The following is a 24,828-nucleotide window of genomic DNA, read 5'->3' as shown; positions in this document are numbered from 1 at the left end:
GGCCGCCCGGCAGGGGAGGCGGGCCGGGAGGCCGGGCGGTCCGCTTGCCGGCGGGGGCCCGGCGGCGTCCGCCGGGCCCCCGTCGACGGACGCAGGGCGGCGGTTCTGCGCGGGCGGGCAGGGCGCGCAGGCGGTCCGCCTCCCTTGCGGCGGTCCGCACCCGCTCCACCGCGGCCCGCCGCCCGCCGCTCCGCGGCGCCCCGTGCCCGGCGTGGCCCCGCCCGCCCCGTGCCCGGCGCGGCCCCGCCCGCCCCGCGCCGGGTCAGTCGAAGAGGCGCTCCCAGGTCTCCGGGCCCGGGTAGCCGTCCGCGGCGGCACCGCGCCACCCCTGGGCCCGCTGGAAGTCGCGGACGTTCAGGCGGTCGGCCTCCGTCCACACGCGGTTCGGCCCCACCCGGTACCGGCCGCCGTAGCCGCGCGCCACGAGGCGGCGCCCGAGCTCCAGGATCCCGCCGCCGATCCGCCCGGGGCGGAAGGCGCCGGCGCCGGGGAAGGCGCGGGTGCCGCCGGCCGCCGGCAGGGAGCGGTACCCGTACCCGTAGTCGTCCCCGTCCGCGTGCGGGATGTCGGCCCCGCCGCCCTCGACCAGCAGCCGCCAGGTCTCCGGGCCCGGGTAGCCGTCCGCGGCGGCACCGCGCCACCCCTGGGCCCGCTGGAACGCCCGGGTGGCCTCCCGGTCGGGGAAGCCCCAGTCCGGTCCGGGACCGTCGTCGTAGAACCGGCCGCCGCCGCGCGCCACCAGCAGCGACCCCAGCGTGCTCACCGCGTCGTTGGTGGCGCCGGGGCGGAAGGAGTCCTCGCCGGGGAACGGCGTCTCCTCGCTGCTGCCCTGCACCAGGTACCGGTAGCGGTAGGCGCGGTACTGCCCTGAGTGCGTGAAGTAGCCGTAGGGGATGGTGCGCCGCAGGGTGTGCGGCGGCGCCTGCTCGTAGCCCACGTACGCCCGGTGCGAGCGGTCGGCCCAGTGGTCGAAGATGACGACGTGGGAGCCGCGGACCGGGTGGCGGGCGTTGTGGAAGAGCAGGATGTCGCCCGCCGCGAGCTCGCGCTTGGGGATGCGCTCGGCGAAGTCGGCGAGGTTGCCCGTCCAGGCGCTGTCCGGGAGGTCCCAGGCCATGGAGACGAAGCCGGAGCAGTCGGTGCGGTAGCCGTCGCGGTAGCGCGACTGGCTGTAGGGGATGCGCCGGTCCAGCCAGCGGGCCGCGCGGGCGACGATCTCGGCGCGGGTCAGCTCCCGCACGTCCGTCCGCGCCCGCCCGCTCCGGCGCGCCGGCCGCCCTCCGGGGGCGGCCGCGGTACCGGTGGCCGCGGCAGCGGTCCGGACGGCTGCCGCGGTCCGGACCGCGGGCGCGCCGGCGGTCAGCGCGACGGTGCGGACCGGGCCGCCCGCCGCGGGCAGGTCGGCGGCGGACGGCAGTCCGGCGGCCGGCCGGGCCGGCGCGTCCGCGGGGGCGGCGTGCGCGGCCCCCGCCGCGGTCAGCGCCGTCCCTGCCGCGGCGACCGCGACCAGGGGGCGCAGCGGGGCGTGCCCCTGGCCGCCGCCGGTCCCGGCGCGGCGGAGCCGGCGCACGTCGTGGGCGAGCCGTGTCGCGCTGCACGCGGGGCAGAGGCAGCCCTCGGCTGACGGTACGTCACGGAATGTCGGGGTCTCCACAGTGTCCCTCCCTCGGTCGGAAGGCCGACTGTAACCAGATCGCCCAGGATTAGTACTATTTGTAACGGTGTGTCGTGCGCGATGCACTCCTCCGGCCGCCCCGTCCTGGCCCGCCCCCGCCCCGGCTCGCCCGCCCCGCAGCGCAACGGAACGGGCGGTGGCGGCACCCCGGGGTGCCGCCACCGCCCGTCCTGCACCGTCCGCGCCCCGACGCCGCCGGCCGTGTCCTCCGCGTCAGCCGCCCGGCACCACCACCGGGCGGGCCCGGTCCGGCCGTGCGGGCGCGTACGGGACGTCCCCGGTGCCCGCGGGCACCAGCAGCGGCGCGGTGCGCAGCGGGGCGGCCGGCCGCAGCGGGTCCACCGCGAGCCGCGGCCGGGCCACCGCCCGGCGGGCCCCGGCGGCGGGCGGCGGGGCGGCGAGCACCGGGTCGGAGCCCAGCGAGAACCAGACGACCTTCCCGGCCAGGCGGCCCTCCGGCTCGGCCTCGGCGCCCCACTCCTTGCTGAGGGCCGCCACGATGGCGAGCCCCCTGCCGCTGACCTCCCACACGTCGGCCTCGCGGGCCACCGGCAGGGTCGGGTCGGCGTCGTGGACCGACACCGTCAGCAGGTCGGCCGCGGCGGCGAGCCGCAGCACGCACTCCTCGCCGCCCGCGGCGTGCTGGTGGACGTTGGCCAGCAGTTCGGTCAGCCCCAGCAGCGCCGAGTCGACCAGGGGGGAGAACCTCCAGTACCGCAGGTGTGCCGCCGTTATCCGGCGCACGGCTTCGAAGCGGCTCGGGACTGCGGCCAGCCGCAGTTCGTAGTGCCTGACCCGATCCTCCATGACGCGACGACTCCCTCCGAGGTGGGGCCGGCTGCGCGTCGCGAGACGCTCGAACGCGCAGAGTGTCTGGGTCGCAACGGAACGCGATGTGCACCAGGGTCACCCCGATGCGGGGGTTCCGCAACTTGCGCATCCGCGGGCGCGGTGCTGCGCCGGGGGCGCACGGTGCGAACGGGCCGGTGGCGGGCCGTGCGCGCGGGCGCGTCCGGCCGTTCGGCGGACGGGGGGTGGCATAAGGGGCGCATGGAGGGCGCGTAACAGTCACTTATGGTAATCGCCTGTTACGCTGTGCGTCGCACACCACCGGCGCGAGGAGGCCCGACGGCATGGCAGACCCCCGGGGGACGGGCGTCCCGGCCCCGACCGTGGACGTCGACCGGTCCGACGACGCCTACCGCGGCTGGCTCAAGGAGGCCGTGCGCAAGGTCCAGGCCGACGCCAACCGCTCCGCCGACACCCACCTGCTGCGCTTCCCGCTGCCCGAGGACTGGGGCGTCGACCTCTACCTCAAGGACGAGTCCACCCACCCCACCGGCAGCCTCAAGCACCGCCTTGCCCGCTCGCTCTTCCTCCACGCCCTGTGCAACGGCTGGATCCGTCCCGGGCGGCCCGTCGTCGAGGCGTCCAGCGGCTCCACGGCCGTCTCCGAGGCGTACTTCGCCCGCCTGGTCGGCGTGCCCTTCGTCGCCGTCATGCCCCGCACCACCAGCTGCGAGAAGATCAGCCTCATCGAGTTCCAGGGCGGCACCTGCCACCTCGTCGACGACCCGCGCACGGTGTACGAGGTCTCCGCGCGCCTCGCCGAGGAGACCGGCGGCCACTACATGGACCAGTTCACCTACGCGGAGCGCGCCACCGACTGGCGCGGCAACAACAACATCGCCGAGTCGATCTACAGTCAGCTCCGCATGGAGCGCTTCCCCGAGCCCGCCTGGATCGTCGCCACCGCCGGCACCGGCGGCACCTCCGCCACCCTCGGCCGCTACGTGCGCTACCTGCAGTACGACACCCGCATCTGCGTCGCCGACCCGGAGAACTCCTGCTTCTTCGACGGCTGGGTCAGCGGCGACCCCGACGTGCACTGCGACCGGGGCTCGCGCATCGAGGGCATCGGCCGCCCCCGGATCGAGCCGAGCTTCGTGCCCGGCGCCATCGACCGCATGATGAAGGTCCCCGACGGGGCGTCGGTCGCCGCCGTCCGCATGCTGGAGCGCGTCCTCGGCCGCCGCGCGGGCGGCTCCACCGGGACCGGCCTGTGGAGCGCGCTGCGGATCACCGCCGAGATGCGGGCCGCCGGACGTCGGGGCAGCGTCGTCACCCTGCTGTGCGACCCGGGCGACCGCTACCTCGACAAGTACTACTCCGACGACTGGCTCGCCGCCCAGGGCATCGACGCCGCACCCTACGCCGCCGTGCTCGACGCCTTCCTCGCCGGCGGCGGGTGGCGGGACTGACGCGCCGTCAGGATCTCCTGCGGGCTCAGCGGGGGGCCGCGGCCGCGAGGCGCTCGTCCAGCCGCCGCGCGGCCCGCCGGAACGCCCGCCCCAGCAGCGGCCGCGCCGCGCCCCACAGGGCGGCGGCGGGCCGCCGGGCGTCCAGCGCCGTCGTCCACTGCAGCCGGGTGCCGCCGTACGGGGACGGCGACAGCCGCCACTCCTCCGCCATCTCCAGCACCCCGGGCACGTTGGTCTCCTCCACCCGGTAGGCGAACCGCCGCCCCGGTTCGGCGGCCGTCACCGTCTCCGTGAAGCGCGCGCCGCCCACCAGGCCGACCCGGCGGCGGCCGCCCTCCCGGCACGGGGGGCCGTCCGCGTACGCCACCGAGGACACCTCGCGGAACCACGCCGGCCAGCCCTCGGGCACCTCCGCCAGCTCCCGGTAGACCGCCTCCGGCGGTGCCGCGAGCACGGCCGTGAGGACCAGGCGCAGCGGCGCCGCGTCGAGGAAGTCCGCGCTCCCGGGCCTCAGCCGCCGTGCCATCGTGCCGCCTCCCGCTCCGTGCGACCCCGCTCCGTACGACCCCGCTCCGGCGGGTCCCCGCCCCGGGCCGCCCCGCTCCGGGCGGTCCCGTCCTGCGGGCCTCCGCCCCGGCCGGTCCGCCGCCACGGCGGACCCGCGTCCGGGGGCGCCATCGTACGGGAGGCGCCGCCGCCGCGGCGAGGGCGCGCGGGAGGGCGGCGGGTCAGTCGGACGCGCCCGCCAGCACCAGCTCGCCCACGTGCTCCCGGGCCGCCTGCCGCGCCTCCTCGGGCAGTCCGGCGTCGCACACCCAGGTGTCCACCTCGTCCAGCGAGGCGAAGGTGGAGAGCCCCACCGTGCCCCACTTGGTGTGGTCGGCCACCACCACCAGGCGGCGGGTGGAGGCCACGAAGCTCCGGTTGGTCTCCGCCTCCGCGAGGTTGGGCGTCGACAGGCCCGCCTCCGGCGAGACGCCGTGGCAGCCGAGGAAGAGCAGGTCGAAGTGGAGCGACCGGATCGCCCGGTCGGCGATCGGCCCCACCAGCGCGTCCGAGGGGGTCCGCACGCCGCCGGTCAGCACCACGGTCGTGCCCGCCCCGCCGCCCTGCCGCCCCGCGGCCTCGAACACGTCGGCCACGCGCACCGAGTTGGTCACCACCGTCAGCCCCTCCACCTGGGCCAGCCGGTGGGCGAGCGCGAAGGTGGTGGTGCCGCCGGAGAGCGCCACCGCGCTGCCGGGGGAGACCAGGCCGGCCGCCGCGCGGGCGATCTCCTCCTTGGCGCCCTGCTCCAGCGACGACTTCGCCTCGAACCCCGGCTCGTGCGTACTGGCCTCCTCGACCGGCACCGCCCCGCCGTGCACCTTCTCCAGCACGCCCTGCCGGGCGAGGGCGTCGAGGTCCCGGCGGATCGTCATGTCCGAGACGCCGAGGCGCCGGGTGAGCTCGTTGACGCGCACGCCCCCGCGGCGCCGCACCTCGTCGAGGATCAGCGCCCGCCGCTGCTCGGCGAGCAGGTTGCCGTTGTCGGTCAAGGGGGCCGACCCGCCTTCCGTTTGCGCTCCGTCCCTGGTGTGGGGGGCCATCGTCGCACGCGCGCCCGGGGCGCGGCCACGTCCGGGCGCGCGTTCCGGCCCCGGCGCGCGCCCCTCGTCCGGGGGGCGTCGCCGCACGGGAGGTGTACGCACGGCCCCGGAGCGGAACCATGGCCTCACCGGGTCCGTCCCGGGCGGCCCGCCGCACGCCGCCCCTCCGGGCCCGCCCGCCCCTGTACGCGTCCTCCGCACCTGCCGCTGCCCTCGCGCCCCGCGCCGCCCGGACCCCCGTACCCGCTTTTCTGCGCCTCCGGCCCGTCCCGCCGCCGGGCGTGCGAGCCGCACCGGCCGCGCGCCCCCGTCCGGCCCGGCGCGCCGTGCCCCACGACCCGCACCGCCCGCGACCCGCACCCGCCCCGTCCCCACCCGCCCCGGGGGAGAGCCCGTGACTCCTGCACCCGGACCGGCCGGCGGGCCGCCGCCCGCGCCGGCCCCGCCGCCCGCCGCCCTGCCCGCCCCCGCCCGGCCCCCGGACCCGGAGGCACGGCCCGGCCCCGCCCTGGAACTGCTCGTCCACGGCGTCGGCGGCGCCACCCCCGACGGCATGCTGGCCGACCCGTACCCGGTCCGGGTGCTCGGCGACGAGACCGCCGGCCTCTACCGCCGGCGCTCCGACGTGCAGGCCGAGGACCACCCGCAGGGGCGCCGCCGCGGCCCCCTCCAGGAGGCCTACTGCTGGTCCGGCCTCACCTCCGGCGACGGCACCCGTGCCCTGTGGCTGCTGCTGCTCCCCTTCATGGTCGTCAACCTCGCCCACTGGATGCGGCCGCCCGCCCCTCCCGGACGGCCGCCCGGCCGCACCGGGGCCGCCTACGACCTGCTGCTGCGGCTGCTGGCGCTCGTCCTCACCGTGCTGCTCGCCGCCGGGGCCTGCGAGGTGGTGCTGGACCTGGCCGCCTGGCAGTGCGCCGGGAGCACCGGCTGCGCCTCCCACCTGTCGTGGCTGCGCTTCGCCGCCGACCCGCACAACCGGTGGCACCAGCCGGGGCGCCGGCTGGTCCTCGGCGCACTGCCGCCGCTGGCCCTGGTCGCCCTGCTCGGCCACCTCTCCCACCGCACCTGGAGCGTCTTCGAGGCCCACCAGCCCGGCGGTGTCCGGGCGGCCGGCCGGTCCGCGGCCCCCATGGAGCAGCCCGGGTTCTGGTACGGCAAGCGACCCGTCGGCCGGCTCCGCATCGCCCACCTCGCCGCCGCCCTCGCCACCGTGGGCGCCGCCCTGACCGCCCCCGCGCTGCGGCAGGACGCCGCGCACGGCGACCCGCACCCCGTCCTGCTCGGCGCCGGCGTGCTGCTCGCCGTCCTCCTCGCGGCGGTGGCGGCCGCCGCGGTGGCGGTCACGGCGGGCAGCTCCCGCCGTGAGCACCGCCCGGACGACGGCCGGGACGGACCGCTCCTGCGCCGCCTGCACTGGGCCGCCCTCGCGCTCTGCGCGGCCGCCCTCCCCTACAGCGGATGGGGCCGCGGCGACTGGACCTCCTCCGGTCCGCTGCCCGGCGCGGGAACGGTGTTCACCGTGCTGACGGGCGCCCAGCTGCTGCTCGTCCTCGGCCTGGCCGTCGTCACGGCGCTGCTCGCCCGCGCGGCCCGGCCCGCGGCGGGCGCCGCCCCCGCCGCACCGGACGGCGGGCCCGGGCGGGCCGGTCCCGGTGCGCAGGGACCGGGTGCCGGGAGTGCTCCGGACGCGGGGGCCGACGGCCCCGGCCCCGCGGGCGCCGACGGTCCGCACACGGGCGCCGACGGCCCGGACGCGGGCACAGGGGACCCGGGTGCAGGCGACGCGGGAGAGGCGGGAGAGGCGGGGGAGACGGGGGAGGCGGGGGAGGCACCGTCCGCCGCTCCCGCCGGACCGCCGCGCGTACCCGGCGACGCCCCCGCGGCCGTACCGCCGCAGGCCCGCCGCCGCGCGCCGGACCCCGCCTCCCCGGGCTCCTCCCGCGCCGAGGGGCCGCCCGCGGGCCCGCAGCCGCCGGACCCCGCCGCCCCCGCCGTGCACGGCCTCCCGTCCACCGGTGCGGCGCCGGCCGCATCCCCGGCCGGTCCTCCCCACTCGCCGCCGGGCGCCTCTCCGGCCCCCGTCCCGCCGGCCCCCCTCCCGTCCTCCGACGGTTCGCCGGATGCACCCCCGGACGGTCCGGGGGACCGCCCGCAGCCCCTCCACGCGCCCGGCTTCGGCGGCCCCGACGGGCCCGCGCTCCGCGGCTTCGGCGGCCCGGTGACGGCCGGGCTCGCCTGCGGTCTGGCCGTGCTCCTCACCTCCGGCGCGGTCGTCTGGGCCTCCGACTGGCTCAACCGCGGCGCCGGCCCGGGCGAGCGCCGTGACGCCCTGCCCGGACCGCCGCCGCTCCTCATCTGGCACGCCGCCTGCTTCCCCGTCGTCCTGCTGGCCGCCGCCGCCCTGCTCCTCCCGCTCGGCGGCCGCACCCTGCTCCAGCAGCGCCGCCTCGCCCGCCGGGTGCCCGCCGCCTACGGCCTGGACCCCGCCTCGGCGAGCCCCGAGCGGTCCGCCGCCGTCGCGGGCGCGCTCGCCCGGGCCCGCCTCACCGACTCCGCCCCGGCCCTCCTCTGCGCCCTCGCCCTGCTCTCCCTGACGGCCTGCGCGGGATCGCTCGCCGGGGCGCTCGCCAGCCGCACCGTCCCCGCCGTCGCCGCCCGCGGCACGCCCGTCGCCGTCTCGTACACCGCCGACGCCGCCCAGGCCCTCGGGTCCTGGCTCATCGGCACCGCCGTGGTGGCCCTGGTGACGCTCGGCCGCCGCGCCTACAAGGGCGCCACCGCCCGCCGCACCGTCGGCATCCTCTGGGACGTCGGCACCTTCTGGCCGCGCGCCGCCCACCCCTTCGCCCCGCCCTGCTACGCCGAGCGGGCCGTGCCCGACCTGGTGGCCCGCATCCGCGCCTGGTGCGACCGCGTCCCGGACGGCCGGATCGTCGTCTCCGCGCACTCCCAGGGCACCGTCATCGCCGCCGCCGCGCTGTGGCAGCTGCCCGGACCGGTCCGCCGCCGGGTCGGCCTGCTCACCTACGGCTCGCCGCTGCACCGCCTGTACGGGAGGTTCTTCCCCGCCTGCACCGGACCGGCGGACCTCGACCGCCTGCACCGCCGCACCCGGGCCTGGCGCAACCTCTACCGGTACACCGACCCCATCGGCGGCCCCGTGCGGGTGCCCGCCGCCCCGGGCGAGGAGCCCGTGGACGCCCCGCCGCTCACCGACCCGCCCTCCTACGGCCGCACCCCGGAGCAGCCGCTGCCCACCCAGGTCGAGGGCCACTCCCACTACCAGGCGGACCCGGCCTTCGCCGCCGAGCGCGAGGCCCTGCTCGACCGGCTCGACCGGCTCGACCGGCTCGACCGGCGGTGACGGCGGACCGGCCCCGTCGCCCCAGGCCTGCCGTTCCACCCCGGCGGCCGCCCGGCCTGCCGGGACCCCCGGCACCCGGGTGCACGTGACGCGGTCGTTCCCCGCGCCTCGCGACGTCGGGTGACGAAGCCGCAGGGAACGGCCGCCGCCCGCGGGCCACTCCGTCGGCGTGCCCGCAGGCGGGGCGCCGGGCCTTTCGCCCCGCTTCCGGGCCGGGGTCCGCGACTGCCCCCACGCCCGTGCGGGCGCGCCCTCCGGGCCGACCGGCGCGGTGGCGGGCACCGGTAGGCCGGTCAGGACCCTGAGGCCGCATCCGGCTCGGGCGTCCTCCTCGCGGGGGAGGCGGATCGACGGTACGGATGACGAAGACGCCCGGCACCGGTGGCATCGTCGAAGAGCCGGTCCACCCCAACCCGCACGGAGCTTCTGATGACAGGTCAAAACCCTTCTGACGTCATGTCCGCCCCGCCGCGGTGGGCCGTGCGGGCGGCATGGGCGACGGTGCTCTGCACGGTGCCGTCGTGCGTGTGGCGACTGTCGCTGGGCCTCGGGGCCGACGTCGGCTTCACGGGCCGGCTCGGTGCGATGTACACCGGCGCGGCGGTCACGGTCTACGTGCTCGTCCTGTCGGTGGTGTCGCAGGCCGCCGCCTGCCTGACACTCGGCCTGGTGAGACCGTGGGGGGAGCGGGTGCCGCGCTGGATCCCGCGGCTGGGCGGCCGCCGCATCCCCCCGTCGGCCGTGGTCGTCCCCGCCTCGCTCGGCGCCCTCGCGGTCGCGGCCCTGTGCGCCGCGGTCGCGCTGGTCCCCGGCGGGCCCCTGGACAACCCCGACTTCCCGCACGGCGGCGCCGGCGTGGTGATGGATCTCTGCTACGCGCCGCTGCTGGCGTGGGGGCCGCTCGTCGCGGTCCTTACCGTCGCCTACGCCCGACGCCGCGCCGGGCGCGCGGCGTAGGCCCGGGTCCCGGATCGAGGACGGTGGCCTCCCGGGCCCTCCGCCCCGCGCAGGCCGCGGGCGGACGGCCCGCGACGCGCGACGCGCGGTGTGCGACGGCCCGGGGCCTCCCGGCGGGCGGAAGGCGTCCGCCGGAAGGCCCCGGGCCGGTCGCTGCGCCGTCAGGGGCGGGTCTTGGCCAGCAGTTCCACGACCTCGGCGGTGGTACCGGTCTCGCCGAGGCGCGGGAAGACGCGCTCCACGCTGTTGCGGTGGGCCTCGGCGTCCATGTCCGCCATGGCGTCGGTGGCCAGGGTCACGTGGTAGCCGTGCTCGTACGCGGCGCGCGCGGTGGACTCCACGCCGATGCTGGTGGCGATGCCGGCCAGCACGACCTGGGTGACGCCGCGGCGGCGCAGCTGGAGGTCGAGGTCGGTGCCGTGGAAGGCGCCCCAGTTGCGCTTGGTCACGGTGATGTCGCCGGGGTGCCCGGCCAGCTCGGCCACGACGGTGTCCCACCCCTCGGGCCGGGGTCCGCCGGGGCGCCGCACCTCGGTCCGGCCCGGCACGGCGTCCGAGCCGTCGGGGGCGGAGGTGACCCGGACCAGGACGACCGGCAGGCCGTGGGACCGGAAGGCGTCGGCCAGTTCCACGGCGCGCGCCACGACCTCGGGGCCGGTGGTGGGGGCGGTGGGCAGGGCGGTGATGCCGTTCTGCAGGTCGACGACGACGAGGGCGGTGCGCGGGTCGAGGGTGCTGAGCGTCATGGTGCGGTGCCTTTCGTGCAGGGACGTGTTCCAGTGGTGCCGGGTGCCGGGTGCCGGGTGCCGGGTGCCGGGTGCCGGGTGCCGGGTGCCGCGTGCGCCCGGGGGCCACTGCCCGGCCGGGGCCCGCTGCTCCGGTGCCGGGGGCGCCTGCCGGTCCGCTCCGCCGCGGTGCGCGGTCCGGCGGGGCACCGTCACGGGCGGTCGGCGGTGGCGAGGAGCGGCCGGTGCGGGCCGCCGGTGACGGCCCGGCGCCGGAGGGACGGCCGCCGGCGCGGGCCGTCACGGCTGCGTCAGCCGGTCCAGCAGGGCCATCGCCTCGACGACGGTCCGCCGCTCGTCCTCCGTGCAGCGGTCCTGAAGGGCGCGGGCCAGCCACTCCTCGCGGGCCTGACGGCCGCCCTCCACCCGCGCGCGCCCGGCCGGGGTCAGGCTGACCAGGTGGCGCCGCCCGTCCCCGGGGTCGGGGTCGCGCCGGACCAGGCCCTGCTGCTCCAGTACCGCGAGGGTGGCGGCCATCGACTGCGGGCGCACCCGTTCCGCGGCGGCCAGGCCGCTCGCGGAGGCCGGGCCCTCCCGGTGCAGCCGGGTGGCGACCGAGACCTGGGAGGGGGTGAGGTCCTCGGGGCCCGCCAGCTCCCTGAGCCGGCGGCGCAGGCGGCTGAAGACCGCCCGCACGTCGCCCGCGGCACGCGTGGCCGACGCGCTGACGCCCCCGGTGCGCCCCGCGTCCCCGGTGTCCCCGGCGTCCCCCGTTCCTCCGGTCTCCTCGGTCATGCCGCCACCGTAGTTTCCCCGGTCCGATCTGTACAGTCGGGACTGTTCAGTCCAGGCTGTCCTTCCGGGCGGGGCGTCCGGCCCCGCGCGGAGGGCGGTGACGTCCGAACGGCCCTCTGGAACGGCCTCCTCTGGCACAGTGGGCGCATGCGCCTGATCAAGTACGGCCACGCCTGCGTCCGCCTGGAGTCCGACGGCCGGGTGCTCGTCATCGACCCCGGCACGTTCTCCGAGGCGGAGGCCCTCGACGGGGCCGACGAGGTGCTGGTGACCCACGAGCACCCCGACCACCTCGACGTGGACAAGCTCGTGGCGGCGAGCGCGCGCAACCCGGCGCTCCGGGTCCACATGCCCCCGCAGGCCGTCGAGCAGGCCCCCGGACTGGGCGGCGCGGCGGTCGCCGTCGAGGCGGGGCGGAGCTTCACCGCGGCGGGGTTCACCGTCGACGTCGTGGGCGGGGCGCACGCCGAGATCTACAACGGCCTGCCCGGCTGCGCCAACGTCGGCTTCGTCGTCGACGGGAGCCTCTACCACCCCGGCGACGCGCTGTTCGTCCCGCAGCAGCCGTTGGAGACGCTGCTCGTGCCCGCCGCGGCCCCCTGGCTCAAACTCGCCGAGGCGCTGGACTTCGTGCGGGCGGTGAAGCCGGTGCGGGCGTTCCCGATCCACGACGCCACCCTCAACGACCTCGGCCGGCAGTACGTGGCCTCCTGGATGGAGTCCGAGGGCGGGACCGACTGGACGACCCTCACCGCCGGGGAGTCCGCGCGGTTCTGACCCCGCCGCGGCTCCGTCGGGGCGTCCCGGGGCCGGCCTGCCGGAACCGGCGCCCCACCGGTCCGCCGCCCCGTCAGACCGGCAGGTCGTCCGGGACCAGCAGCTGGAGCTCCTCCGTGGACGGGTCCGCCAGCTGGGCCACCCGCACGGCGTGCCGCTCGACCATGGTCTCGAAGACCTGCCGGGCGGTGCGCCCGTTGCCGAACGACGGCCCCCGGTCCAGGGCGGCGAAGTGCTCCAGCAGGGCGGCCGCGGTCTCGTCCGCCAGCCGGTACTCGTGCTCCGCGCACTGGGTCCGGGCGATCTGCAGCAGTTCCTCGGCGGAGTAGTCGGGGAAGGTGACGGTCCGGGAGAAGCGCGACGCCACACCGGGGTTGGCGGAGAGGAACCGCTCCATCTCGGCCGTGTAGCCGGCCACGATGACCACCACCTCGTCGCGGTGGTCCTCCATCAGCTTCACCAGGGTGTCGATGGCCTCCCGGCCGAAGTCCCGCGCCCCGTCCTCCGGTGCCAGCGCGTACGCCTCGTCGATGAAGAGGACGCCGCCGCGCGCCCGGTCGAACGCCTCCGAGGTGCGCAGCGCCGTCGAGCCGATGTGCTCGCCGACCAGGTCGACCCGGGCCACCTCCACCAGGTGGCCGCGCTGCAGCACCCCCAGCGCCGCCAGGATCTCCCCGTACAGCCGCGCCACCGTGGTCTTGCCGGTGCCGGGGGAGCCGGTGAACACCAGGTGGCGGCGGAGCGAGGGCGCCTTGAGCCCGGCCTCCTGCCGCCGGCGGCCCACCGAGATCAGGTCGATCAGGGTGCGGACCTCCTGCTTGACGGTCTCCAGCCCGATCAGCGCCTCCAGGTCGGCCAGCGCCTCGTCGGCGGGCCGGTGCGCGGGCGCAGGGACGGCGGAGTCCACCAGCGGCGCGCCCTCGGCGGCCGTCCGGGCGCCGGGCAGGGCGCCGGACGCCGGCCGCGCGCCCGTGAAGCCCCCGCCCAGGATCCCGCCGGAGCCCGCCGCGTGGTCCGCGGCCGGCCGGACGGCGGCGGCAACCGAGGCCTGCGCCCGCACCTCGTCGCTGCTGCAGTCCTCCAGCACCGGCCCCGGCTCGGAGAACTCGAAGCCGCCCCGCGCGTTCTGCTCCGCCCGGCAGCGGGTGATGACGGTCCGGCAGCCGTCGATGACGTGGAAGCCGTAGCCCTTGCCGTGGGAGACCCGGCAGTCCTCGAAGACCCCCTTGCCGCCCGCCGAGACGTACACCGCGGCGTCGGCGCTGCCGCGCACCGAGCAGGAGCGCACCACCGGGTCGGCGCCGCGGGCGACGATGACGCCGGTGGACACGTCCGCGATCTCGCAGCCCTCCAGCGTGCCGCCGCTGCCGTGGTCGCGGAACCACAGGCCGGTGCCCGCGTCCTGGATCCGGCAGCGCTCCAGCCGCACGGTCGCGCCGCCGCTCACCGACACGGCGGAGCTGCGGATCTGGGTCAGCGAGCAGTCCACGGCCTCGGCGTGCGACGCGCGGTCCAGGACGAACAGGGCGTCGGGCACGTCGTGGACGCGGCAGTCGGAGAGCGAGACACGGGCGCCGTCGCTGATCCACACCGCCGGGTAGTCGCCGGTGCTGTCGTGCAGCTCGCTGGCGGTCGCCTCGGCCCTCGTGCCCGCGTCCCACACCGACAGGCCGTTGCGGCCGAAGGACCGCACGCTGCTGCGCTCCAGGGTGAGCACCGAGCGGCCGCGCAGGTCCGCGCCGTTCTCCGGCACGTCGTGGACGCGGGTGCCGACCAGGGCGAGGACGGCCTCCGAGTCGAGGGTGACGCCGTTGCCGGACACCCGGTGCACCTCGCAGTCGGTGATCCGGCCGGCGGCCCGCGCCTCGGCCTGGACGCCGGTGCCGTCGATCTCGTACACCTCGCAGCCGACCGCCTCGACCGCCGTCCCCTCGCCGGACAGCAGCAGCCCGGCCCCCGACGCGTGGTGCACGCGGCTGCGCTCCAGGCGCGCGGTGGCGCCCTCCAGCACCGCGACGCCGGCCTGCCCGGCCGAGGACACCTCGCACTCCTCGAAGACCGCGGACGCGCCGTCGCGGACCCGGATGCCCAGGCCGCCGGGGTTCTCCACGGTGCAGCGCCGCACGGTGGGGCGCGCCCCGCCGCGGACCTCGATGCCCACCGCGGAGACGGTGCTGACGCGGCACCCCTCGATCTCGGCGACCGTGCCCTCGCCCTCGGCCAGCACCGCCGCCGAGGCGGTGTCGTGGCCCTCCAGGACCAGGCCGCGGACGGAGGCGGAGGCGAGCAGGGTGACGGCCGGACCCCCGGAGGGCTCGATCCGCACCGAGCCGAGGGGGCCCGCGGCGGTCACGGTGACGGGCTTGTCGAGGACGAGGTTCTCCCGGTACGTTCCCGCCCGCAGGGTGAGGGTGTCGCCGGGCTCGGCGGCGGCCAGCGCCTCCGCCAGGGTGTCGTACTCGCCCGCCCTGCGCCGCCAGCGGGAGGCGCCGTCCTGCGTGACTCGGACCCTCTGCTCTCCCATAGCGGAACGCGTCCCCACCTCTCGTCCGGCCGTGCTGCGGCCGCGCCCCCGGGGACGGCCGGGGGCGGAGCCGATGCCCAACGGTAGCGCCTCGGGCATGGTCGTCCGTGCCCGGCCGCCGGAAGTCCCCCGGTCAGCGTCCGGATGATCAGCGTCCGGCCACCGGACGCGGACCCTCCTCCAGCACCGCCACCGGATCGCCGACCCGGACCGTGCCGAGCACGGGACCCGCCTGCCCCGCCGGACGCTCGGGAACCAGGTTCTGCCCGAACAGCAGCCGCCGCCCGATCCGCCGGTGGCGGCCCAGCGCCCGCAGCGGCTCCGGGCCGCGCACCGTACCGGTCTCCTGGTCGGTGGTGGTGATCACGCAGCGGCCGCAGGGCTTGACGACCCGGAAGACCACCTCGCCGACCCGGATCCGCCGCCAGCCGTCCTCGGCCCACGGCTCGGTGCCCCCGACCACCAGGTTCGGCCGGAACCGCTCCATCGGCACCGGCGCGCCCGCCTCCGGGTCCGGGCCGCCGGCGTGGTCGGCGGCGATCGCCGCGTTGAGGGCGTCCAGGGAGGCGGTGGCGGCCAGCAGCAGCGGGAAGCCGTCGGCCATCGACACCGTCACGCCCGGCGCGTACTCCGGGTCCGCGGGGCGGGCGAGCGGGTCGTCCAGGTGCACCAGCCGCAGGTCGGCGCCGAACAGGGCGGAGAACCAGGCGTGGGCCTCCGCGGCCGCCACCGCCGCCCGGAAGGGCGTGCCCCACACCTCCACGCCGGCCGTGGGGTCGCCGCGCTCCGCCGACGGGGCGGCCACCTCCAGCGGACGGGCCCCGGGGGCGGCCAGCAGCAGGCCGCCGTCCGGCCGCGGCTCGGCCCGGACCAGGGCGAGGCGGGGGTGCTCGCGCTGGCTGACGAACCGTCCCGAGGGGTCGGCCAGCATCCACCGGCGGTCCCCGGCCAGGCCCCACGGCTCGACCGCGGCGGACTGCGGGCTCAGGCGGCGGCCCGACTTCAGGGGGTGGACGTGGAGCGAGGTCAGACGGGACATGCGGACATCGTGCCAGGTCGTCCGCGCGCCCGCGCTTCCGCACGTCAGGGCGGGGGAGCCGGACGTCCGGAGTCCCGGGTGGGCCCGGGTGGGGCGCGGGGCCGGGACGGGGCGCCGACGCGGACGGGCGTGCGTCCCCCGGGGCCCGCCGCACCGGGCGGCTGCCTCGGCCGCACCGCCCGCTGCCGATGCGCCGCCGGGACGGCGGCGCGTCCGGGCCCCGGCGGCCGGACCCGGACATGCGACCGGGCCGACCGGCTGGTGCCGGTCGGCCCGGTGGCGACCCTCCCCCCTGCCCGGCGTACGGCCGGGAGGGGCCCGGTGCTCCCCCTGGTGCGCCGTGGCACCGGGGTCGTGCGGTGGGGCGGCCGGCACCGCGGTGCCGGCCGGCCGGTCAGTATCCGGGGTAGGCCCCCCGCTGCGGGTACTGCTGCTGGTCCCCGTACTGGGCCGGCGCGGCGGGCCGCTGCGGCATCGGCCGGACCGGGGCCACCGGGGCCACCGGGGCCATCGGCGCGGAGGCGGGACGCAGCCCGTTGCCGCCGAAGCTCTGACCCGCCGGACCCGGGTACCCGTAGCCGCCGGGCTGGCCCTGGCCGCCCTGCGGCGCCATGCCCTGCGGGGGCACGCCCTGGCCGGGGGCCGCCATCCGCTGGCCGGGCACGTACGGCTGGGGCGCGCCGTACTGGGAGCCCGGCTGCGCCGCCGCGTACTGGGCCGCCGCGTACTGCGGCGCCGGGGCCTGCGCGGGCACGTACGCCGTGCTCGGGCCGGGGCCCAGCGCGGGGCGGGAGGCGAGCGCCGGCAGGTTGCTGCCGGAGGACTCGTAGCCGCCGTAGCGCGGCTGCTCGTACGGCGCGGGGAACGCCGGCGGCAGGGCGGCGGGCACGTTGATGGGGGCGATCTGGGGGACACCGCGTTCTGCGACCAGGCTGTCGTAGATCGGGGTCTCGGAGGAGAAGGACGGAGAGCGGTAGCCGACTCCGTCGAAGGAGCGCGGGGAGGTCATGCGCATACCGTAAGCCACCCCGTGCCTGCTGAGGAGAGCGGTGAGGCACGGAGTTGGAGTGTTTACCGGGACTTCGCGATGACACTTGCATCGAAAGTATGAAAAACGGTCACGGACTGCCGGTGCGCCTGTCAAGCACCGACGCGCGTGACGCACGACCCCACTCCGAACCGCCCCGGACCGGTCGCCCATCCGGTCGCGGACGTGCAGGCGCGCGCACGCCGGCCGCAAGCCCCGGCAGGCGGCCCACCGCCCCCCGCGCGCCCCGCCCGGGAGCGCCCCTGCTCCCTCCGGACGGGCCCGGGGTCCGGCCCGGGGGCCGGACCGCGGCCCCCGGGGGACGGTCCCCCGCCCCCCGCACCCCGCCGGGGGGCGGGGGACCGTTCCGGCCTCAGACGCCCTCGGCGCGCAGCTGCTCCGCGCCGGCGTGGATCCGCAGCACGGCGTCCGCCGTCCGCCGCACCGTGGCGGCGTCCATCTGCGTCCACAGCGGGACGGTGAGCACCGAGTCGGCCAGCCGGTCGGTGCGGGGCAGCGCCTCCGCCTGCCCCAGGTGCGCGTACGCCTTCTGCCGGTGGACCGGCGGGTGGAAGTACCGGCGGCTGTCCACGCCCTCGGCCTTCAGCGCCCGGGACAGCTCCAGGGCGGTGAGGCCGAAGGCGTCCGCGTCCAGCATCAGCGTGAGGTCCTTGAACGTGGAGGTGTCGCCGTCGTCCGGCAGCGCCACCCGCAGACCCGGCACCCCGGCGACCGCCGCCGCGAACCCCGCCGCCAGCGCCCCGCGGTGCGCCACCCGTTCCGGCAGGCCCTCCAGCCAGGTGAGCCCCACCGCGGCGTGCAGTTCGCTCATCCGGGCGTTCAGGCCGGGGAAGAGCGTGTCGTAGTCCCCGGGGTTGCCGTAGTCGCGGGCGCAGCGCAGCGTCTCCGCCAGCGAGCCGTCCCGGGTGGCGACCAGCCCGCCCTCGCCCGCCACCGCCACCTTGGTCGGGCTCATGCTGAACACCTCGGCCAGGCCGAAGCCGCCCACCGGCACACCGCCCCGGCGGCTCCCCAGGGCGTGCGCCGCGTCGTACACCAGCGGCACCCCGGCGGCGCCGGCCGCCTCCCGGAGCCGTTCCACCCGGCAGGGCGTGCCGTAGACGTGCGTCGCCACCAGGGCGGCGGGCTCCCGCGCGGCCGCCAGCCGGGCGGCGGCGTCCTCCGGGTCGAGGGTGACGTTCTCCTCCAGCGCCTCGGCGAAGAGCGGCACGCCGCCCGCCCAGTGCGCCGCGTGCGCGGTCGCCGAGAAGGTGAAGCCGGGCATCACCACCGGGCGCCCCGCCGCCACCCCGGCGGCCTGGAGGACCAGCATCAGGCCGGCGGTGCAGCTGGAGACGGCCACGACGTGCTCCACCTCCAGCAGCTTGGCCGCGCGCTCCTCCAGCTCGGCCACGGTCGGGCCGTTGGTCAGCCGGCCGCTGTCGAGGACGGTGGCGAGGCGGCGCAGCAGCCCTTCCCGGTCGGGCACCTCGACGACGGTGAGCGGCAGCCCCTCGGGGAAGGCGGGTGTCCCGCCGAGCGCTGCGGGCAGGGCGGCGGAGGTCCGGTCTGCGGTCATGGGTCGATCCCCCCTGGATCAGTGGGCTCAGTGGGCACGGGGTCTCCGGGCGACGGGGTCCCCGGACGGGCGGTCGGCGGTCGGCGGTCGGCGGTCGGGCGGGTCGGCGGTCGAGCGGGTCGGCGGAGCCGGCCGGCGGGCGGACCTCCCGGTGCTCCGGTCCCCGGCCGCCCGTCCGTCCGGTCCCCGGTCGGCCGCCCGTCCGGTCACGGTCGGCGGGGCCGGTGGGGCGGCTGGGCGGACGGGTGCCTGCGGGGCGCCCCCCGGCGCGCGGGGACGGGGTGACGGAACGCCCGGACGGCCCCGGCCGGCACCGGCCGGGGACCGGGCGCCGCCGCTCCCCGGGGCGGCCGGTCCCCCCGCCCGGCCGTCCCCGCGGGCCGCTCCCGCGGCCGCGGACGGCCCGTCGGCCGGACGGCGGCCGGCCGGGGCACCGCCAGCAGCACCAGCACCAGGGGCAGCACCTGCACCCGCTCGCGGGAGAGGATGCCCAGGTTGTTGATGCTGGAGAACGCCCAGCAGAACAGCAGCGCGTAGACGACCGTGAAGGCCATGTAGGGCCGTCGCAGGACGAGCCGCGGCACCTGCCGCAGCCTCGGCCAGGAGCGGACGAAGACGGCGAGCAGCGCGAAGCACTCCACCGACTGCACGAGGTTCTGCAGGTTGGACGCCTCGAACGGGAACGGCCGGAAGAGCACCGTCACCACCGCCGCCGGCAGTCCCAGCGGCGACAGGCTCACCCGTGGCCCCGCGTCGTCGCCCGCCGCCGCGGCGGCCGCCCCCGGGTCGAGCTGGGAGCCGCCCTGCGAGGTGCGGCGCGCCGTCTCCTGCAGCACCTGGTGCACGGCGCCCTGGCCGGCCCCCTCGGTCCCGAAGAACGAGCTGACCTGCTGGAGCATCAGCATCACGCCGATCCCCAGCACGGCGACGGTCACGACGGTGCGCAGCGGCCCGAGCGCACCGACCTCCCTCGGCCGCCGCCGCAGCACGTACGCGACCACCAGTCCGGCGCCCGCCAGCACGGTGACGTGCGGCCGGACCATCGCCGTGCCCAGCGAGCCCGCCACCAGCCAGGCGAAGGCGCCGCGCCGCCGCTCCAGCAGCCGGGCGGTGCCGTGGGCGGTGGCGCCCAGGCAGAGCATCATCCAGGCGTCCTTGCCGATGCTGGACGGCCAGAACAGCAGCGAGGGGAGGAAGAAGACCAGCTTGGCGTAGCGGCGCGACTCCGCCTCGGGGAAGGCGGTCAGCAGCGCCCGCCAGAACAGCAGCAGACCCCAGAAGCCCATCCAGGAGAAGACCAGGAAGCCGCCGAGCAGGCAGGGACCGGTGACCAGGTAGACCAGGCCCGTGACGATCACGACGAACCCGGTGCCCGCCACCTTCATGCCCAGGTCGTAGTGGCCGCCGTCGAGCACGGCCCCGTGCTCCAGCGCCGCCGCCAGCGCCCGGCCCCTCTCGTCGTACATCCGGGCGTCGGCCTGCCCCCCGTACAGCACGAACGCCATCAGGTAGCGGGGGAAGGCGCAGAGCAGCTTGAACGCCAGCGCCGCCACCAGCAGCCGGAAGGCGCCCGGTTCGGGGTCGGCCGCGGCGACCCGGGCCAGGACGGGCGTGCTCACCGCCATCAGCACGGGCAGCACGAGCAGTGCGCCCCACACGTCGTACGCGGTGTGCGCCATGGCCCAGGCGAACACCGCCACGTAGCCCGTCACCAGCAGCCCCGCCGTGCAGGACGCCCAGGGGACCCCGCGGGCCCAGCGGGCCGGCGCGGACGCCCACCCGTGCCCCGCGGGCATCAGAAGACCTCCAGGTCGCCGAGGGTGAAGCGCCAGTCCGCGAGGGCACCGCCCGGCGCGGCGTCCTGCCTGCCGCCACTCCGGCCGGGGCCGCCGCCGGGTGCGCGGGAGACCAGCGTCATCCCGGTGCGCGGCGCGGTGAGGTAGCCGCAGCGCAGCGCGGCTGCGGCGGCCTCCGTACCCGGTGCGAGGTGGGTGGCGACGTGGTCGCAGCCCGCGCCCGCGGCGGCCCGCAGCAGCCGGGCGGCGGCCGCCCGGTCGCCGGGGCGCACCACCACGTCGGCCAGGGTGAACTCGGTGAGCGGGCCCCGGCGGCGCGGCCGCCCGAACGCCACCCCGGCCAGCTCGCCGCCGCGCACGTCCGCCAGCACCCGGTAGTCCAGGCCCGGCGCCCCGCCGTAGCGCCAGCGCAGGAAGGCGGGGGTGCGGACGGTGGCCAGCCGCGGGTCGGCGGCGTCGGCCGCCGCCCGCTCGCGCAGCAGCTCCGCCAGCGGCCCGGCGCCGTCGTCCGGCGCAGCCCCGAACCACTCCGCGGCGGCGGGCAGCGGGCAGCGGGACCCGGCGTCCCGCGGCGGGGCGGGCGAGGCCCGGCGGGCCACGGCGGCGCGCACCCCGCGGGCGAAGGCGGCCGCCCGCACCGGCCGCACCGCGACCGGCACCCGGCCCGCCTCCCGCCAGCCCATGGAGAGGTAGCCGGGGAGGCTGCTCGCGTTGGGCGTGTTGAGGACCAGCTCCGTGTCGCCCGCCACCTCCTCCAGCAGGCCCAGGGTGAGCCGCCGGAAGACCCCCCGGCCCCGGAAGTCCGGGTGGGTGGCGGTGTCCACCGGCCGCACCGCGCGGACGGTGCGCCCGGCGGCGGCGTACTCCCAGCGCAGGAAGAGCCGTACCCCGGCCAGCCGGCCGTCCGGGGCCTCGGCGACCAGGCCCGGACTCTCCCCGAAGGGGTTGCGCAGGTGCTTCCAGGCGAAGAACGCGGCGCTGCGCTCGCCTGTGGGGCCGCCGGCCAGCGACGCGGTCAGCAGCTCCAGGGTCCGCGGCAGGTCGGCGGGCCGCCACGGGCGGACCGTGAGCCCTTCCGTGCCGGGCGACCCGCCCGCCGTGTCCGCGGCGCCCGCCGTGCCCCGCCCGGGCGGTGCGGTCGCGGACGGACCGGCCGACGCGGCCCCGGCCCCGGCCCCGGGGGAGTCGATGCCGTTCACCGTCGTCCGCCCCCCAGCACCCGGGCGTACACGGCCTCCACGGCCCGCTGCGCGCCCGCCGCGTCGAAGCGCCGCGCCCGCTCCCGGGCCGCGGCGCCCATCCGGTCCCGCAGGCCCGCGTCGCCCACCAGCCGCGCCAGGGCCCGCGCCAGCGCGTCCGGGTCGGCGGGCGGCACCAGCAGGCCCTGCTCGCCGTCGTCCACGACCTCGGGGATCCCGCCGACCCGCGTCACCGCGGACGGCAGTCCGCAGGCCATCGCCTCCATCAGCGCCACCGGCAGGCCCTCCTGACGGGAGCTCAGCGCGAAGACGTCCAGGGCGGGCAGCAGCTCCGGCACGTCCGGCCGGGAGCCGGCCAGCACGACCGCCCCGTCCGCCAGGCCCAGCGCCGCCGCCCGGCCCCGCAGCTCCTGCTCCAGCGGTCCCGAGCCGATCAGCACCAGCACCGCGCCCGGGTGCGTGCGCCGAAGCCGGGCGTGCGCCTCCATCAGGGTCCGCTGGTCCTTCTTCGGTGTCAGGTTGCCCACGCTGCCGACGACCACCGCGTCCTGCGGCAGGCCCAGCCGGCCGCGCGCCGCGGACCGCGCGGCCGGTCCGGCCGGGGCGCCGGAGAGGTCAGGCCCGTGGTGCACCACCGTCAGCCGCCCGCCCAGGTCGCGCCCGCCGCGGGAGACCGTGTCCGCGACGGCCCGGGAGACCGCGACCACCGCGTCGTTGCGCCCGTACGTGGCCGCGTTGGCCCAGCGGGTGGGGCGCCGGTACCGCTCCCAGAGGTTGTGCTCGGTGTGCACCAGCCGCACCCCGTGCAGTCCTGGCCCGCGGAGCAGCAGCCGTGCCGCCACCGCGGGCACGGGCATGTGGGTGTGCACCAGCCGGTAGCCGCGCTCGGCCGCCAGGCGGCGCAGCCGCAGCGGCCAGCGCGGGTCGGCCCGGCCGGGCGCCCCCGGGGTGCCGCCGAGGCAGTGCACCCTGATCCCGGCCTCCTCCAGGGCCGGCGCCAGGGCGTCCTTCCAGGGCAGCACGTAGGCGACGTCCACCTCGTACCGGTCGCGGTCCAGGTGGCGGGCGCAGGTGACCAGCAGCTGCTCCGCGCCGCCGCGGCCCAGGCCCTTGGCCAGCCACAGGACCCTGGTGCGTCCGCCGGGTGCGGCCTGCGGCAGCGGTCCGGCTTCCGGCCCGGGGGCCGGCCGGGGGTGCGGCTGCCGCTCCGCCCCGGGGGCGGTGTCCGCGGCCTCGGCGTCCGTCACCGGTCGTCCCCCTCGGTCCGGCGCGCCGCGGCGGCGGCGCCGAGCCCGCCCTCGCCGAACCCGCCCTCACCGAGCCCGCCGCCGTCCGACGCCTCGCCGCCGCGGGCCCAGCTCGGGGCGTGCCGGTCCCGCTCGCGCTCGCGGGCCGCGTAGGCGGCGGCCGGCTCCTCGCCGGTCCTGTCCAGGGCCCGCGGCCGGTCCCCCCGGCCCAGCGGGGTGACCGGCGCCGGCGTCGTCTCCGAGCGGCGCAGGCCGGTGCGCGGTCCGCCCCCCGACGGCGACAGCGAGGCGGTGAGGGCCACCCCGGCCACCGGCACGCCGGTCCGGGCGAGCAGCTCGCTGACCCGCGCCGCCTGCTCCGGCGTCACGTTGCCGCTGCGCGCGGTCACCAGCACCGCGTCGGCGTGCTGCACCAGGTCGTACGCGTCGTTCGCGTGCAGCAGCGGCGAGGTGTCGACCAGGACGACGTCGGCGTACCGCCGGACCCGCTGCAGCACCTCCCCGGCCCGCAGCACCAGGGCCGCCGGATAGGCGTTGGTGTTGCCCGCGCCGATGACGCTGACCCCCTCCACGTTGGCGGGGCGGACGACGTCCTCGACGCCGACGGACCGGTCGCCGCCGAGCAGCTCCGCCATGCCCGGGCCGCCGCCCGCGCCCAGGTGCTCGTGCACCCCGGGGTGGCGGAAGTCGCAGTCCAGGACGAGCACCTGGCGGCCCGTCTCGGCGAGCGCGGCCGCCAGGTTGGCGACCGTGGTGGTCTTGCCGTCGCCGCTGCGCCCGGACATCACCAGCACCACCGGCGCCGGGTGGGCGAGGCGCCGGGAGACCAGGGCGGCGGCGGCCGCCGGGCCGCCGTCCCCCTCGCCGTCCTTGACGTGCAGGGACAGCGACGCCGGACCGGTCAGCAGCAGGGTGGAGCGCAGCGACCGGTAGGCCTCGGCGGCGGGCGCCGCGGGACGGGCGGTCACCACCGGCTCGCGCAGCCGCCGCAGCCGCCGCGAGAGGACCGGGATCTCGCCGATCACCGGGAGGCCGAACGCCTCCTCGGCGCCGTTGCGGCTGCGCAGGCGGCTGTCGACGCGGTCCAGCATCAGCGCGGCGACCACCCCCAGGGCCAGGCCGAGGACGACGGCGAGGGCCAGGCGCAGCGGGCGGCTGCTGGGTGCGGTGAGGATGCTGCCGTCCGCCGGGCTGCTGTCGATCGAGCCCCACTGCCGCACGGCGTCGGTCCGGGAGGCGTTCTGCAGGTTGGAGATGTCGGTCAGCGTCTTGGTGACGGCGGCCCTGGCGGCGTCGACGTCCGGTGCCAGCCGGGCCTGCTCGGCGGCGCCCGCCCCGGCGGCCCGGGCGTTGAGGGCGTCGAGCCTGGCCTGCTGCTTCTGCTGCTCCTGCTGGAGCGACCTGATGGAGGCGGCCGTGTTCCGCTGCGCGGCCCGGACGTAGCCGGTGATGGTGGCGTCCGAGAAGGCGCTGACCACGGCCGAGCAGGACTGCTGGGTGGGGCCGTGTGCGGTGAACTGGAGCATCTGCTCGCTGACCGCCGCCACCTCCCGGCGTGCCAGCAGCCCCTGGATGTCGGTGGTGCCGAGCTTCCTCGCGGCCTCCTGCGTGACGTCCGAACCGGTGGCGAAGGACAGCACCTGGTCGATCTTGACGGTGTCCCCCGAGCCGGCCGCCGGCACGATGCTGACCTTGCACTGCCACTTGCCGTTGTCGACGGCGGTGCCGGCCGGCGTGAGCAGCCAGCCGACGACGAGCGCGGCCAGTGCGCAGCCGACGAGCAGCCGCCAGTACCGTCGCAGGACGGTGAGATGGTTTGCCGGTTCCACCGGTGGAGTTCCCCTCGCGGTCGTGTGCTCGCTGCTGCAGGCCCGGCCGCCTCGCCCCGCGGGCGTGCCGCCGGCCGTGCCGTGCCCGTGCCGCGGCGCCGGCCCGCGGGCCGGCGCGGGCCCGCGGGACGCGCCCTGCGGCTCTGCCGTGCGCCGGTGCGAGCGCCGCGCCCTCCCCTTGGCGGCGGCCACGCACCCGGTGCCCCGGAACCTCCTGCTTCAGAACCCCTCGACGCGGGGCCCGGCCGACCGGGTCGGCGGGCCCCCGTGCGCCGACGGCCGTGGGCCGGCGCCGGGGTCCCGGCGGGCGCGGTCCGGCACGGGACTCCTGCGATGCGCGGTACTCCTGGGACGGTCGTGCACGTGTACCCCCCTGACGACGCGGAAGTTCTCGTCCACACCCCCGTGGGCTTCCGGCGTCACCTGCGATGCTTGCCCCAGC

Annotated in this window: 18 protein-coding genes; 4 read left to right on the top strand and 14 right to left on the bottom strand. The window is 78.3% G+C overall.

Annotated elements, in window-relative coordinates:
* Positions 1 to 262: 262 nt before the first annotated feature.
* Together LO771_RS31350 and LO771_RS15545 are read right to left on the bottom strand one after the other, a co-directional pair.
* Positions 263 to 1,654, bottom strand: coding sequence for a peptidoglycan-binding protein (locus LO771_RS31350; RefSeq protein ID WP_230652757.1), 1,392 nt, complete (start codon positions 1,652 to 1,654; stop codon positions 263 to 265).
* Between the two features lie 234 nt (positions 1,655 to 1,888).
* On the bottom strand, positions 1,889 to 2,482 hold the full coding sequence (locus LO771_RS15545; protein WP_230652755.1) for an ATP-binding protein: 594 nt from the start codon (positions 2,480 to 2,482) through the stop codon (positions 1,889 to 1,891).
* 326 nt (positions 2,483 to 2,808) lie between these two features.
* Between LO771_RS15545 and LO771_RS15540 the strand changes: the two genes are divergently transcribed.
* Entirely contained in the window at positions 2,809 to 3,936 is a 1,128-nt protein-coding gene (locus LO771_RS15540) for a PLP-dependent cysteine synthase family protein (RefSeq protein WP_230652753.1), read from the top strand.
* Between the two features lie 25 nt (positions 3,937 to 3,961).
* Here LO771_RS15540 and LO771_RS15535 read toward each other — a convergent pair whose 3' ends face one another.
* Positions 3,962 to 4,462 carry an SRPBCC family protein gene (locus tag LO771_RS15535; protein ID WP_230652751.1) on the bottom strand — a complete coding sequence of 167 codons (501 nt, stop codon included), beginning with the start codon at positions 4,460 to 4,462 and terminating at the stop codon, positions 3,962 to 3,964.
* Between the two features lie 202 nt (positions 4,463 to 4,664).
* Complete coding sequence (locus tag LO771_RS15530) at positions 4,665 to 5,474, bottom strand: DeoR/GlpR family DNA-binding transcription regulator (RefSeq protein ID WP_230652749.1); 810 nt, start codon at positions 5,472 to 5,474, stop codon at positions 4,665 to 4,667.
* Positions 5,475 to 5,919: 445 nt separating this feature from the next.
* On the opposite strand from LO771_RS15530, the gene LO771_RS15525 reads away from it, so the two are divergent.
* Both LO771_RS15525 and LO771_RS15520 read left to right on the top strand, forming a co-directional pair.
* Positions 5,920 to 8,892, top strand: a complete 2,973-nt coding sequence (locus LO771_RS15525; RefSeq protein WP_230652747.1) for a hypothetical protein — start codon at positions 5,920 to 5,922, stop codon at positions 8,890 to 8,892.
* Positions 8,893 to 9,348: 456 nt separating this feature from the next.
* Positions 9,349 to 9,849 (top strand): hypothetical protein, encoded by a 501-nt coding sequence (locus LO771_RS15520; protein WP_230652745.1) that lies wholly within the window; start codon positions 9,349 to 9,351, stop codon positions 9,847 to 9,849.
* Between the two features lie 161 nt (positions 9,850 to 10,010).
* Here the strand turns inward: LO771_RS15520 and LO771_RS15515 are convergent, their stop codons facing one another.
* Positions 10,011 to 10,595: a hydrolase gene (locus LO771_RS15515; RefSeq protein WP_230652743.1), complete on the bottom strand. Its 585-nt coding sequence runs from the start codon at positions 10,593 to 10,595 to the stop codon at positions 10,011 to 10,013.
* 279 nt (positions 10,596 to 10,874) lie between these two features.
* Positions 10,875 to 11,369, bottom strand: coding sequence for a MarR family transcriptional regulator (locus LO771_RS15510; RefSeq protein WP_230652741.1), 495 nt, complete (start codon positions 11,367 to 11,369; stop codon positions 10,875 to 10,877).
* Between the two features lie 147 nt (positions 11,370 to 11,516).
* Here LO771_RS15510 and LO771_RS15505 point away from each other — a divergent pair, with 147 nt between their 5' ends.
* Positions 11,517 to 12,146: an MBL fold metallo-hydrolase gene (locus LO771_RS15505; protein ID WP_230652739.1), complete on the top strand. Its 630-nt coding sequence runs from the start codon at positions 11,517 to 11,519 to the stop codon at positions 12,144 to 12,146.
* A gap of 73 nt (positions 12,147 to 12,219) precedes the next feature.
* Here the strand turns inward: LO771_RS15505 and LO771_RS15500 are convergent, their stop codons facing one another.
* The 8 genes from LO771_RS15500 to LO771_RS31345 form a co-directional block, all read right to left on the bottom strand.
* On the bottom strand, positions 12,220 to 14,670 hold the full coding sequence (locus tag LO771_RS15500) for a right-handed parallel beta-helix repeat-containing protein (protein ID WP_230652737.1): 2,451 nt from the start codon (positions 14,668 to 14,670) through the stop codon (positions 12,220 to 12,222).
* Between the two features lie 148 nt (positions 14,671 to 14,818).
* Entirely contained in the window at positions 14,819 to 15,709 is an 891-nt protein-coding gene (locus tag LO771_RS15495) for an MOSC domain-containing protein (protein ID WP_230652735.1), read from the bottom strand.
* Positions 15,710 to 16,103: 394 nt separating this feature from the next.
* The gene (locus LO771_RS15490) at positions 16,104 to 16,718 is read right to left on the bottom strand and encodes a DUF6643 family protein (protein WP_230652733.1); all 615 of its coding nucleotides are present in this window, start codon (positions 16,716 to 16,718) and stop codon (positions 16,104 to 16,106) included.
* Between the two features lie 391 nt (positions 16,719 to 17,109).
* Entirely contained in the window at positions 17,110 to 18,315 is a 1,206-nt protein-coding gene (locus tag LO771_RS15485) for a DegT/DnrJ/EryC1/StrS aminotransferase family protein (protein WP_230652731.1), read from the bottom strand.
* A 206-nt stretch (positions 18,316 to 18,521) separates the two neighbouring features.
* On the bottom strand, positions 18,522 to 20,111 hold the full coding sequence (locus tag LO771_RS15480; RefSeq protein ID WP_230652729.1) for a hypothetical protein: 1,590 nt from the start codon (positions 20,109 to 20,111) through the stop codon (positions 18,522 to 18,524).
* Positions 20,111 to 21,310 carry a GNAT family N-acetyltransferase gene (locus LO771_RS15475; RefSeq protein WP_230652727.1) on the bottom strand — a complete coding sequence of 400 codons (1,200 nt, stop codon included), beginning with the start codon at positions 21,308 to 21,310 and terminating at the stop codon, positions 20,111 to 20,113. Before LO771_RS15475 ends, LO771_RS15480 begins: the two co-directional genes overlap by 1 nt.
* On the bottom strand, positions 21,307 to 22,557 hold the full coding sequence (locus LO771_RS15470) for a glycosyltransferase (protein ID WP_230652725.1): 1,251 nt from the start codon (positions 22,555 to 22,557) through the stop codon (positions 21,307 to 21,309). Before LO771_RS15470 ends, LO771_RS15475 begins: the two co-directional genes overlap by 4 nt.
* A complete protein-coding gene (locus LO771_RS31345) occupies positions 22,554 to 24,386 on the bottom strand; it encodes a tyrosine-protein kinase family protein (protein WP_230652723.1) in 1,833 nt (610 codons plus the stop codon). Before LO771_RS31345 ends, LO771_RS15470 begins: the two co-directional genes overlap by 4 nt.
* Positions 24,387 to 24,828 lie beyond the last annotated feature (442 nt).

This window comes from Streptacidiphilus sp. ASG 303, from assembly GCF_020991365.1.
Classification (GTDB): domain Bacteria; phylum Actinomycetota; class Actinomycetes; order Streptomycetales; family Streptomycetaceae; genus Peterkaempfera.
Note: the sequence above shows the minus strand (reverse complement) of the source record. Positions and strands in the feature narration are given on the sequence as shown.